12 protein-coding genes are annotated in these 12563 nt (G+C 69.1%); 9 read left to right on the top strand and 3 right to left on the bottom strand.

Going from position 1 to position 12563, the window contains the following annotated elements; all coding sequences use genetic code 11:
- Positions 1–133 precede the first annotated feature (133 nt).
- Entirely contained in the window at positions 134–826 is a 693-nt protein-coding gene (locus tag HWX76_RS11395) for a dihydrodipicolinate reductase C-terminal domain-containing protein (RefSeq protein WP_176015845.1), read from the bottom strand.
- Positions 827–1205: 379 nt separating this feature from the next.
- Here HWX76_RS11395 and HWX76_RS11390 point away from each other — a divergent pair, with 379 nt between their 5' ends.
- From HWX76_RS11390 to HWX76_RS11370, 5 genes are all read left to right on the top strand, one after another.
- Complete coding sequence (locus HWX76_RS11390) at positions 1206–1919, top strand: SDR family NAD(P)-dependent oxidoreductase (protein ID WP_176015816.1); 714 nt, start codon at positions 1206–1208, stop codon at positions 1917–1919.
- A gap of 89 nt (positions 1920–2008) precedes the next feature.
- Positions 2009–2722: a two-component system response regulator CreB gene (gene creB, locus HWX76_RS11385; RefSeq protein WP_050017426.1), complete on the top strand. Its 714-nt coding sequence runs from the start codon at positions 2009–2011 to the stop codon at positions 2720–2722.
- Positions 2723–2737: 15 nt separating this feature from the next.
- A complete protein-coding gene (gene creC / locus HWX76_RS11380) occupies positions 2738–4198 on the top strand; it encodes a two-component system sensor histidine kinase CreC (protein ID WP_089489529.1) in 1461 nt (486 codons plus the stop codon).
- Between the two features lie 105 nt (positions 4199–4303).
- A complete protein-coding gene (creD, locus tag HWX76_RS11375; RefSeq protein ID WP_176015815.1) occupies positions 4304–5692 on the top strand; it encodes a cell envelope integrity protein CreD in 1389 nt (462 codons plus the stop codon).
- A gap of 129 nt (positions 5693–5821) precedes the next feature.
- Entirely contained in the window at positions 5822–6019 is a 198-nt protein-coding gene (locus HWX76_RS11370) for an oxidoreductase-like domain-containing protein (protein WP_080334376.1), read from the top strand.
- 90 nt (positions 6020–6109) lie between these two features.
- Here HWX76_RS11370 and HWX76_RS11365 read toward each other — a convergent pair whose 3' ends face one another.
- Positions 6110–7570 (bottom strand): MFS transporter, encoded by a 1461-nt coding sequence (locus tag HWX76_RS11365; protein ID WP_176015814.1) that lies wholly within the window; start codon positions 7568–7570, stop codon positions 6110–6112.
- Positions 7571–7717: 147 nt separating this feature from the next.
- Between HWX76_RS11365 and HWX76_RS11360 the strand changes: the two genes are divergently transcribed.
- Both HWX76_RS11360 and HWX76_RS11355 read left to right on the top strand, forming a co-directional pair.
- Positions 7718–8590, top strand: coding sequence for a LysR family transcriptional regulator (locus tag HWX76_RS11360; protein WP_050017430.1), 873 nt, complete (start codon positions 7718–7720; stop codon positions 8588–8590).
- 59 nt (positions 8591–8649) lie between these two features.
- Entirely contained in the window at positions 8650–8970 is a 321-nt protein-coding gene (locus tag HWX76_RS11355; RefSeq protein ID WP_050017431.1) for a hypothetical protein, read from the top strand.
- A gap of 32 nt (positions 8971–9002) precedes the next feature.
- Here the strand turns inward: HWX76_RS11355 and HWX76_RS11350 are convergent, their stop codons facing one another.
- The gene (locus HWX76_RS11350) at positions 9003–9905 is read right to left on the bottom strand and encodes a LysR family transcriptional regulator (protein ID WP_176015813.1); all 903 of its coding nucleotides are present in this window, start codon (positions 9903–9905) and stop codon (positions 9003–9005) included.
- A 99-nt stretch (positions 9906–10004) separates the two neighbouring features.
- Between HWX76_RS11350 and HWX76_RS11345 the strand changes: the two genes are divergently transcribed.
- Together HWX76_RS11345 and HWX76_RS11340 are read left to right on the top strand one after the other, a co-directional pair.
- Positions 10005–10982, top strand: a complete 978-nt coding sequence (locus HWX76_RS11345; protein WP_124630712.1) for an NAD-dependent epimerase/dehydratase family protein — start codon at positions 10005–10007, stop codon at positions 10980–10982.
- Positions 10983–11113: 131 nt separating this feature from the next.
- Positions 11114–12505: an RtcB family protein gene (locus HWX76_RS11340; RefSeq protein ID WP_176015812.1), complete on the top strand. Its 1392-nt coding sequence runs from the start codon at positions 11114–11116 to the stop codon at positions 12503–12505.
- Positions 12506–12563 lie beyond the last annotated feature (58 nt).

Below are 12563 nucleotides of genomic sequence, written 5' to 3'. Positions count from 1 at the left end.
AGGCCGGCCGTGGCGGCGGCCGCGGGCCGTGCGGGCATAGGAGGGCATAGGAGGGCATAGGAGGGCATAGGAGGGCATTTGCGGGCATAGGCCGGCCCACGCCACGGGGCCGTGCCGCACGCCAGCGCCGCGACTACAACCAGCCGTTGCGGATGAATTCGACGATCGAATAGCGACGATGCTCGAGATCGTGCTGCCGCACGGCCTCGACGATCCGCGATACGCCATCCGCATAAGGCGTATCGCCGGATACGCGCGATTCGAACTGGAGGCTGCATGCGCCATCGTCGATGCGTATCCGGTGAACCGCATGGCGGCCGAGCTGATCGTCCGGGATGCCGAATTCGCTGCGCTGCGCCGCCGGGTCGCGCACGGAGCGAATGGTTTCCGGCCGCACGCCGAGCGACCGGGCGATGCCGACGGCCGTGCCGGGGACGGACGTCTTGCCGGCCTGATGCGACTCGGTCACGCTGATCTCGCAGTCGCGGAACAGGTGGCCGCTGGTTTCCAGCATGCTCATGAACTTGAGCATCAGGATGTTCGTGTTCGGACACAGCACGACCGGAAAGCCGTACGTCCCGGTTTCGAGGTCGGAGCCGGTCGACAACTCGACGAGCGGCGACGCGGTGGCCTGGCAGAACGAGATCGCCGCGGCGAGTTCGCGGCCGGAACCGGCATGGACGACGATCGAGCGGGCGTCGCTACGCCGCGCGTCGGTTCGCGTGGCGTCCGACCACGGCATCACGCGACAGCTGGCCGGGTCGAGCTTGTGCGAGCCGAGCAACTCGTTGGCGAGCTTGCCGGTTCCGATGACGAGTACTTGCATGGGATGGACGGGTTGAGGTTCGGGATGCGAGACGGTGATGGGCGCGGGTCTTCGGGCAGGCCAGCCCGGCCGCCTTGCCGCGCGCCATGGGTGCCGGGCATCGCGCATTATGCCCGGCCGTCCGACCGCGTGCTCGTCGACTCGCGCAGGCATCGCACCGTCTCGCGACGGATAGGTCGCGATCTGTTTCGCGATGCCGCCGCCGAATGGCCGCCAGCTTCCCGTCGACCTTTCGCCGAGTTCCCTCCCTCCCGGCCAGCCGCGGTCCACCGACGGACGAACCGCGCGACCGCACCCTCATCCCGTGCGCACGAACGCGTGAACGGCGCTACGCTGTCGGCATTTCATCCCATCACCCTCGATCCAGGAGAACACATCGATGGAACACGACCTGAAAGGCAAGGCAGTCGCGATTACCGGCGGCTTCGGTCATCTGGGCGTCGCGACGGCCGCGTGGCTCGGCGAGCGCGGCGCACGCGTCGCGCTGATCGGCCGCGGCGCGGCTCCGGCAGCGCAGGCGCTACCCGGCGTGCCGGCCGATGCGCTGCGCATCGGCGGCATCGATCTCGTCGATCCGCAGGCCGCCGTGCAGGCGCTCGACGCGGTCAACCGCGAATTCGGCCAGGTCGACGCGCTGCTGAACATCGCGGGCGCATTCGTGTGGCAGACGATCGCCGACGGCGATGCCGCCACGTGGGACCGCATGTATGAACTGAACGTGAAGACAGCGCTGAACGCGTCGAAGGCCGCACTGTCGTACCTGGTCGCGAGCCCGGCCGGCCGCATCGTCAACATCGGCGCGGGCGCGGCGTTCAAGGCCGGCGCGGGAATGGGCGCGTATGCGGCCGCGAAGGCGGGCGTCGCGCGGCTCACCGAGGCGTTGGCGGCGGAACTGCTCGATCGCGGCGTGACCGTGAACGCGCTGCTGCCGAGCATCATCGACACGCCGCCGAACCGCAAGGACATGCCCGACGCCGACTTCTCGCGCTGGGTCCGGCCCGAACAGCTCGCGGCGACGATCGGATTCCTGCTGTCGGCCGACGCGCAGGCGATCACCGGTGCGTCGATTCCGGTGAGCGGCCGCGTCGCGTAGTGCGCCGCGGGCAGGGCTCGCCGGGGCCGGCCGTGCGTACAATGTCGCACCGGATTGCGCGACCCGGACCCGAGACCGAACCCGACACCATGACTCAGCCCACCATCCTGATCGTCGAAGACGAACAGGCGATCGCGGACACGATCGTCTATGCCCTCGGCACCGACGGCATGCAGACCGTCCACTGCACGCTCGGGCAGGCGGCGCTCGACCGCCTGCGCGACACGCGTGTGGATCTCGTGGTGCTCGACGTCGGCTTGCCGGACCTCAGCGGCTTCGAGGTATGCCGGCGGCTGCGCACGTTCACCGATATTCCGGTGATTTTCCTGACCGCGCGGCACGACGAGATCGACCGGATCGTCGGGCTCGAGATCGGCGCCGACGATTACGTCGTCAAGCCGTTTTCGCCGCGCGAGCTGGCCGCACGGGTGCGCGTGATCCTGCGCCGCTTCCGCCGGGCGGCCACACCGGAGCCGGCGCCCGCACCCGCGCTGGCCGACGCGCCTGCACCGGTCGCCGCCGGCTTCACGCTCGATGCCGACGGCGCGCGCGTGGCGTGGCTCGGCCACGCGCTGGACCTCACGCGCTACGAATTCGGACTGCTCGCGTTGCTGGTCCGGCATCCGGGCCGCATCTACTCGCGCGAACAATTGATGGATCTCGTGTGGCACGAGGCGCTCGATTCGGCCGACCGCACGGTCGACACGCACATCAAGACGCTGCGCGCCAAGCTGCGCGCGATCGATCCCGAGCGCGACCCGATCCGCACGCATCGCGGAATGGGTTATTCGCTGCAACCGTAACGACCGGCACCGCCCATGCATATCGGCCTGCGCATCTTCTTCGGCTTTTTCCTGATCGTCGGCCTGGCCGCGCTGATCACGCTGCGCGTATTCGTGCAGGAGGTGAAGCCCGGCGTGCGCGAAGCGATGGAGGACACGCTCGTCGATACCGCGCAGGTGCTGGCGACGCTGGCGGCCGACGACATGGCGAACGGCCATATCGCCGACGGCACATTCGCACGGCAGCTCGGGAAACTGCACGAGCGCCCGGTTAGCGCCAACGTGTGGGGCATCCAGAAGAACGCGATCGGCTACCGCCTCTACATCACCGACGCGCACGGCATCGTCCGCTACGACTCGTCCGGCAGCGCGGTCGGGCAGGACTATTCGCGCTGGAACGACGTGTACCGGACGCTGCGCGGCGAATACGGCGCGCGCAGCACGCGCAGCGATCCGAACGACGACAGCAGCACCGTGATGCACGTGGCGGCGCCGATCCGGCGCGGCAACGAGATCATCGGCGTGCTGACGATCGCGAAGCCGAACCAGACGGTCGCGCCGTTCATCGCGCGCAGCCAGCGCAAGATCATGCTGTACGGCGCGTTGCTGATGGGCGGCGCGATCCTGATCGGCGCCGCGTGCACGTGGTGGCTGGTGCTCGGGCTGCGGCGCCTGCAGCGCTATGCGCGCGCGATCGCGGCCGGCGAGCGCGCGTCGATGCCGCTGCAGGGCGCGAACGAGCTGGCCGAACTCGGGCGCGCGGTCGAAAGCATGCATCAGCGGCTGGAAGACCGGCAGTACGTCGAAACCTACATCCACACGCTCACGCACGAGATGAAGAGCCCGCTGGCCGCGATCAGCGGCGCGGCCGAGCTGTTGCAGGAAGACATGCCGGTCGCGAACCGCCGCCGCTTCACCGAAAACATCCGCCGCCAGGCCGGCCGCCTCGAACAGATGATCCGCAAGCTGCTCGCGCTGGCCGAGGTCGAGCAGAAGCAGCGGCTGTCGGTGCACGAGCCGGTCGCGCTGCGGCCGGTGCTCGAACAACTCGTCGACGATATCGAACCGCGCGCGCGGCAGCGCGGCGTGAGCCTGCGGATCGACGCGAACGATGCGGCTGATGGGGCCGATGCGCCGGTCGTCGACGGCGATCCGTTCCTGCTGCGGCAGGCGCTCGGCAACCTGCTCGACAACGCGCTGGATTTCGCGCCGCAGGGCAGCACGATCCGGATCGCGCTCGAGCGGCAGCCGGCGGGCAGGGCGCACGTCGCGGTCGTGCGCGTCGCCGACGACGGCCCCGGCGTGCCCGACTATGCGCTGTCGCGTGTGTTCGAACGCTTCTATTCGCTGCCGCGTCCCGATGGGCAGGATCGCAGCACGGGCCTCGGGCTGTGTTTCGTCCGCGAGGTCGCGATGCTGCACCACGGCCAGGTCGCGCTCGCGAACCGCGCGGAAGGCGGCGCGTGCGCGACGCTCACGCTGCCGTCGGCGGCCTGACCGCGCGCTTCACGTTCGCCACACATTCGCTTCACGCCGGCTTCAATCGCCCTTCACCGGGGCCGCGCATGCTGACCGTACCTTCCACTCCGGTACCTGCCAGCAATGAATCGAGTCCTGTTGTTCAAGTCCATGATCACCGCGTTTCTCGCGCTGGCGATCCTGATCCCGCTGCAGATGGTCCAGAGCATCGTGCGGGAACGCGCCGACTATCGGCAGAACGCGCTGCAGAGCATCTGGGCGAGCTACGCGGGGCCGCAGACGGTGACGGGACCGGTGCTCGTCGTCCGTTACACGGAAGTCACGCGCGTGAGCGACGACGTGCGCGCCGGCGGCAAGGCGAAAACCAGCCTGAAAAGCGAGACGAAACGGCTGCTCGTGTTTCCGAAGACGCTGAACGTCGACGGCACGCTGTCGGTCAGCGTGCGCTATCGCGGCATCCACAAGGCGCTCGTGTACGGGCTCGACAGCCGGATGACGGGCACGCTGCCGCTGCCGGACCTGAAGAAGCTGCCGCAGGCCGACGGCCACGTGAGCTTCAAGATCGACGGCGCGTATGTCGCGCTCGGCATCGGCGACCTTCGCGGCTTGAAGGCGCAGCCCGACCTGCGCATCGGCGGCAAGCGGATCGACGTGGAGCAGGGCACGCGGCTCGAGAGCCTGCGCCAGGGCGTGCATGCGAACGTCGATCTCGCGGCGCTGGCGGACGCAAACGCAGGCGCGACGGTCGTGCCGTTCAGCATCGGCCTGCCGCTCGCGGGCGCCGAATCGGTCGCGTTCGCGCCGGTGGGCGACCAGAACGACTTCTCGCTGAAATCGACGTGGCCGCATCCGAGCTTCGGCGGCGAATTCCTGCCGGCCGACCGCACGATCGACGCGCGCGGCTTCGTCGGCAACTGGCACGTGACGTCGTTCAACACGAAGGCGCGCGAGCAAGTGGCGTCCGGCTCCGGCGACGGCGAGATCGAGATGGCGTCGGTATCGGTGATCGAGCCCGTGAACGTCTATCTGCAGGCCGAGCGCGCGACGAAATACGGCGCGTTGTTCGTGATGCTCACGTTCGCGAGCTTCTTCATGTACGAGCTCGTGAAGCGGCTGCGCATTCACCCGATCCAGTACACGCTGGTCGGCCTGTCGCTCGCGCTGTTCTTCCTGCTGCTGCTGAGCCTGTCCGAGCATATTGCGTTCGGCTATGCGTATCTCGCGGCGAGCGGCGCACGCATCGGGCTGCTGGGCTTCTACCTGTCGTTCGTGCTGCACAGCGTGAAGCGCGGCGCGACGTTCACGGCGCTGCTCGCGATGCTGTACGCGGCGCTCTACGGGCTGCTGCTGTCGGAAGACAATGCGCTGATGCTCGGTTCGCTGCTGCTGTTCGCGATCCTCGCCGGCATCATGACGCTCACGCGCCGCGTCGACTGGTATTCGCTCGGCGCCGCGTGGCAGCCGCTGGCCGACAAGCCGGCGGCGGTGAAGCCGGGCGCGCCGGCGAAGTAGGCGAGCAAGCGGGCGGGCTCGGCGATCACGCAGTGACGGACGCGTTCATCGTCGGCCGGCCCGGCCTGCCGAAAGCGGCGGCGGCCCGGATCGCCCTATACTGACCACTCCACATTACCGGACCACGCCGTGCCGAACCCAGTTTCAGGAGATCCGTCCATCGACGATCCCCGTCCGACCCCGCCCATCCAACCCGAACTGGAAGACTGCTGCAACAGCGGCTGCTCGCCGTGCGTCTTCGACCTGTACGACGAAGCGCTCGCGCGCTATCGCGTCGAACTGGCCGAATGGGAGGCGCGGCAGGCACAGCGCGAGCATCGCAAATAAACCGGACGCCGGCGAGCGGCCATGCGTTGCATGCACCGCATCTGTCGCCGACGTCGGACTGACGAGGCCAATTCCGTCGCGCGTCAGGCGTCACGCATCCGCATGCAGCCGCCGATGCATCGGCCCGAGCGCCATCGACAATGCAATGCAGCCCACCAACACGATCGTCAGCGTGAACATCGACGCCCTGAACCCCTGCACGTAGTCGAGCGCGGCCGGATGCACGCCGAGCCGCGCGAAGAACACGCCGCCGATCGTCGCGGCGCCGACCGCCGCGCCGATCTGGAGCATCGCGCTGACCATCCCCGACGCGACGCCCGCGCGGGCCGCGTCGACTTCCGCGAGCACGATCCGCACGACCGACGGCAGCACGAGCCCTTGCCCGATGCCGATCGCCGCGATGCCCGCATAGAAGCCGGGCCCCGGCGCGCCGTCGCGGGCCAGCGCGGCGGCGCTCGCGACGCCGGCCGCGAGCATCGCGAAGCCGAGCGTGAGCACGCGATACCCGCCGAAGCGGGCGACGAGGCGCGTCGTCAGCAGCGGGCTCGCGAGGAAGCCGAGCCCGAGCGGCAGGATCGCGAAGCCGGACGCGAGCGGCGACCAGTTCAGGCAGCCCTGCAGATAGATCCCGTAGCTCAGGAAGAATGCGCTCAGCATGTAGAACAGGAACGCGAGCAGGAGCCCGAGCGCGACGACCGGGTTGCGGAACAGCCGCACGTCGAGCAGCGGATCGTGGCCGCGAGCGAGCCGGCGCGCTTCGACCGCCAGCAGCGCGCCGAGCATCGGCAGCGCGCCGATGCCGCACGCGATCATCCACAGCGGCCAGCCGGCTTCCCGACCGTGCGTGAGCGGGTACACGATCATCAGCAGGAACAGCGACATCAGCACCGTGCCCGGCACGTCGATGCGCTGGCCGCGCGGTGCGCGGTTTTCCGGGATGAAGCGCCAGCTGCCGATCAGCGCCAGGATGCCGATCGGCAGATTGACGAGGAAGATCGCGCGCCAGCCGAGCCCGAACGGATGCAGGCTGATCAGCGCGCCGCCGCCGAGCTGGCCGATCACGGCCGCGAGGCCGAACGCGAACCCGTAGAAGCCCATCACGCGCACCTGTTCCTGCGGGCTGAATACGCTGCGGATCGTCGCGAGCACCTGCGGCGCGAGGATCGCGGCGAACAGGCCCTGCAGCACGCGGCCGCCGACGAGCACCGTGCCGTTGTCGGCGAGCCCGCACAGCGTCGATGCGAGCACGAAGCCGGCCATGCCGACCATGAACATGCGCTTGCGACCGTACAGGTCGCCGAGGCGTCCGCCGGTGATCTGCACGACCGCGTTCGCGCACGCATAGGCTGACACGACGAGCTGCAACTCGGCCTGGCGCGCGCCAATGCCGTCGCGAATGGCCGGCAGCGCGAGGTTCACGATGAAGTAGTCGAGCGGCGGCAGAATGGCGCCGACCAGCAGGACCACGAGCGCCCAGCCGTGATGGCTGCGCGGCGTCGCCGCGGCAGCCGCGCCGGCCGGCGCGCAGGGGGCGAGGGTGTGGTTCGTCATGATGAAAGCAGATCCAAAGAATGAGGGCCCGATAGGCGATCGACGCAAGCAGGCCGTTGACTCCTTATTCTGGCCATCGCCCATAATTCGGAAAAGCGGGAAAGAGTGGTAGCATCCATCGGGTTATTCGATGGATGGAGGGTGGCGATGCGCGGTTTCGACCTGGACCAATTGCGCACTTTCGCGGCGGTCGCGGACGCCGGCAGCCTGACGGCCGCCGCGCCGCTGCTGCACCTGTCGCAATCGACGGTCAGCGAGCAGGTGCGCAAGCTCGAATCGCGCGCCGGCGTGCCGTTGTTCGTGCGCAGCAAGCGCGGCGTCGAGCCGACGCCGGCCGGCTCGCGGCTGCTGCAGCACGCGCGGCGCATCGTCGCGCTGAACGAGGCCGCGTTCGACGAGCTGCGCGGGCAGGCGATCAAGGGTGAGTTGCGCGTCGCGATCACCGACTACTACCGCACGAATGAAGTGGCGGGCATGCTGGCGCGGCTGCGCGAGTGCTACCCGCAGTTGAGCCTGCACGTGAGCGCGATGAAGAGCGCGGAGATCGAAGCGGCGCACGCACGCGGGCAGATCGATCTCGGCGTGGTGATGAACATGTCGAGCGGGCCGTTCCGGCCGGTGTCGGCCGACACGCGCTGGGTGCTGCGGCGCGAACCGCTGTCGTGGGTCGCGTCGCCGGCGCTCGCCGAGCAATTGCCCGAGCCGCTGCCGCTGGTGCTGCTGCCGGACGACTGCATGATGCATCAGGTCGCGGTGCGCTCGCTCGACGAGCAGCACACGCCGTACGTGCTCGTGCACAGCGCGTCGGGTGTCGCGGGGTTGCAGTCGATGCTCGCGGCGGGGCTTGGGGTCGGCTGCCTGTGCGCGTCGGCGATCGGCGACGGCCTGATGCGGCTCGGCACCAAATACCGGCTGCCGCCGCTGCCGGACGCGGTGTTTTCGCTGACGCCGCCGCTGCCGGGCGAGCGCGAGACCGTCACCCAGGCGCGCGAGGTGCTGTCGCGTCAACTGCTGATGTAAAACCATGCCGCGCGACACGCGGCGGCGCGTCATCGAGAGACGCGCCAGGGGGCACAGGCATGAACGACGAACTGAAGCGCGAGATGGCCGCGAAGCTGCAGGATGCGCTGGAGCGCGTGGTCGACGAGCGTTCGCTGATCCACTTCCTGCGCGTGCTCGGCCATGACTGGCATACGGAGCGGCAGCTCGAGGCCGACTCGCCGCTGTCGCCGTACGCGCACGCGGTGCTCGGCTGGGAAAACCGTTCGATCGGCGAATACCTGGAAGCGATGATCGACTGGGCGGAGGCGTCGGAAGAGGGGCTGCGCTTCTATGACGTGCCCGACAATCCTTGGCGGCGCATCGCCGATATCCTGTTCGCCGGGAAAATCTACGAATAGCGCGCGGCCGCGCTATTCGTGCCCACGGCCTTCTACTCGGTGACCTCACCGTCCGCATACGCACGCAGCCCGTTCGCCAGTGCATCGAACACGGCGCGGCAGCGCGGGCTCGTCCGCAGGTCTTCGTGCATCACGACCCAGGTTTCCAGCCGCACCGCGGGCCCGTCGGGCAGCACGCGCACGAGCCGCGCGTCGCGTTTCGCGAGCGCCGTCTGGCAGAAGCCGATCCCGTAGCCGGCGCGGATCATCGCGAGCTGCGCGAGATTGCTGTCGGTGCGCAGCGCGAACGCTTCGCGCTTCCAGAGCGGCATGCCACGCGCCGCCGAGCGGATGAACGGCGTGACCGTATCGAAGCCGATCAGCGCGTGATGCGCGAGCGCGTCGATCGTCGCCGGCGCGCCGTGGTGCGCGAGGTAATCGTCGCGCGCATACAGCCCGACCTCGATGTCGCCGACGCGCCGCGCGACGAGTGCGTCCTGCGTGGGCGGCGCCATTCGGACCGCGATGTCGGCCTCGCGTTTCAGCACGTCCTGGATGCGGTCCGTCGGCACCAGTTCGATCACGAGCCCCGGATGGTCGCGCCGGAGCTGCGCGAGCATCGGCGGCAGCACCTCGACGGCGATCACGTCGCTGGCCGAGATCCGCACGATGCCGCGCACGCCGGCGCCGTGGCTGGCCGCCGCGCGCTCGAACGCCGCCGCCGCGCTGCGCAGTGCCTCCGCATGGCCGCGCAGCGCGAGCGCGGCCTCGGTCGGCAGCAGGCCCGACGGCGAACGCGTGAACAGCGTCTGGCCGAACGCGGCTTCGAGCGCCGCGACATGGCGGCCGGCCGTCGGCTGCGTAATGCCGAGCGCGCGCGCCGCGCCGGACAGCGAGCCTTCCGTCAGCACCGCGAGGAAGGTGCGGTAGCGTTCCCAGTTCAGATCGGTGGTCATGCATAAATGTATAGCTGATCCGACAGGTTCGGCAATTCCTTGATAGCGACCGGCGCGCCAGAATGCGTGTCGTGATGGCGCCATTCAAGGAGAGCGGCAATGTTGTCAAATGCAGGCGGGACGCAACGGCAGGCACTCGTGCTGGGCGCGAGCGGCGGGATCGGCGGGGAAGTCGCGCGGCAGTTGCGCGATGCGGGCTGGCAGGTGCGCGCCCTCAAGCGCGGGCTCGATGCCGAGGTCGTGGAGCGCGACGGCATCGCATGGGTGCGCGGCGACGCGCTGGATCGCGCTGCGGTGGTGCGCGCCGCGCGCGGCTGCAGCGTGATCGTGCATGCGGTGAACCCGCCCGGATACCGGAACTGGGCGACGCAGGTGCTGCCGATGATCGACAACACGATCGCGGCGGCCCGGACCGTGCAGGCCACCGTCGTGCTGCCGGGCACGGTCTACAACTTCGGCGCCGATGCATTTCCGGTGCTGCGGGAAGATGCGCCGCAGCATCCGGCGACGCGCAAGGGCGCGATCCGCGTCGAACTGGAGCGCCGGCTGCAGGACGCCAGCGTGCACGGCGTGCGTTCGATCGTCGTGCGTGCCGGTGATTTCTTCGGACCGCAGCTAGGCAACAGCTGGTTCTCGCAGGGGCTGATCAAGCCGGGGCGGCCCGTTTCGGCCATCAGCGTGCCGAGCCGCGGCGTCGGCCATCAATGGTCGTATGTGCCGGACGTGGCCCGCACGATGCTCGAGCTGATCGAGCGCCGCCAGACGCTGGAGCCGTTCGCGCGTTTTCATCTGGGCGGGCATTGGGATGAAGACGGCATGCAGATGGCGCAGGCCGTGCAACGCATCGCGCAACGGCACGGCATGCGGCCGGCGCTGCGCGATTTCCCGTGGTGGCTCGTGTGGGTGGCCGCGCCGTTCGTCACGACGATGCGCGAATTGCTCGAGATGCGTTACCTGTGGCGCGAACCGATCCGGATGGACAACGCGCGTGTGACCGCGGTGCTCGGCCGCGAGCCGGTGACGCCGCTCGAGACGGCGGTGGAGGCGACGCTGGCGGGGCTCGGGTGTCTCGGGTGAGCAACGGTCGTCGCGGATGTCGCGCGGCTCTGCTATGATCCGCGCTTCCTTCCTCGACGCTGCTGCAGGAAGGTACCCACGACCGCCGGAATGCCGGAGGTCGCGTCGTACCTTTTTCATTTCCAGCAGCGATGTCTACTTTCCCTCGTCTGAAAAAAGCCTTGCAGCGGCAAGGCATCCATGTCGACCATCAGGCCGGCATCTACCATTTGCGCAATGAACAGTCGCAGGCTTCCGTGCTGCTGCCCGATTCGCTCCCGCTCGAGGAGAAGGCCGTGCAGCAACTGCTCGCGTTCGCCGCGGTCAGGTCGCCTGATGGCCACCACGGCGTCTGCAAGGCATGCGCGACGCCCGATTTCCATCCGGGCGGCGTCGCGCCGGTCGGCTCGATCGTCGCGACCGACGACGCGTTCGTGATTCCGGCCGCGATCGGCACCGACATCAACTGCGGGATGCGCCTCGTCACGACGGGTCTCAAGCGCTCGACCCTCGCACCATTCGAAGCGGCGCTCGTCGAGCGGCTGACCCGTGCGATTCTCGCGGATCGCCGGGACGTGCCGGTCGGTGGCGACGCATTTCGCGCGCTGTTCGACGCGGGCCCGGCGGCATTCATCGACCGCGTGGCGCGGCAGGGGCTGTGGCAGCAGGTCGACCGCGACCGGCTGGCCGCTGAACTGTCGTCGTGCATCGGTCTCGCCGGGTTCGACGGCAGCGCGAAGTATGCGCCGGACGCGCACGTCGGCTCGCGCGACATGTTTCGCGACCCGAGCCTGGGCACGCCGGGCTCGGGCAACCATTTCGTCGAACTCCAGATCGTCGACGCGGTGTTCGACCGGCATGTGGCGTACCGCGCCGGGATCGCGAAGGACGATGTCGTCGTGATGATTCACAGCGGCTCGCGCGATGTCGGCTTCTACGTCGGGCGGCGCTGGATGGATCGCGCGCGTGCCGCATGGCCGGCCGGCGTCAGGCATCCGGAGAGCGGCCTGTACGGTCTGTCCGGCGAACTGGCGCGCGAATACCTCGTCGCGATGGGCACGGCCGCGCGCTATGCATGGCTGAACCGCGTCGTCCTCGCGGAAATGGTGCGCAAGGAGCTGGCGGAACTGACCGGCGCGACCGGTTCGGCGCTCGTGGTCGATGTGCCGCACAATGTCGTGCTGCGCGAGAACGGCATGAACATCCACCGCAAGGGCGCGACACCCGCGCGCGATGGCGATCTCGCGCTGATTCCCGGCTCGATGGGCGACGCGTCGTTTCTGGCCACCGGGCTCGGCCATCCCGACTGGCTGTGGTCATGCAGCCACGGCGCGGGCCGGAGCGTGCGCCGTCAGGCGTTGCGAAGGATGCGTGCCGAGCAGGCGCCCGGTACATGGCGATGCGTGACGTTGCGCGACGAACGCCGGATCGAGGAGGCGCCGGACGCCTACAAGCCGATCGGGCCGGTGATCGACGCGCAGGAGCAGGCCGGGCTGATCCGCAGTGCGGTCCGGCTGAAACCGTGGATCACGTTCAAGGCGTGACGGGCGGCGGCGCGTGCGCGTTGCGTCGCCGTCATTTTCTGCGCCAGGCGCAGCCATG

Origin of the sequence: Burkholderia sp. BCC0398 (assembly GCF_902833245.1) — a bacterium.
Classification (GTDB): Bacteria; Pseudomonadota; Gammaproteobacteria; order Burkholderiales; family Burkholderiaceae; genus Burkholderia; species Burkholderia sola.
Note: the sequence above shows the minus strand (reverse complement) of the source record. Positions and strands in the feature narration are given on the sequence as shown.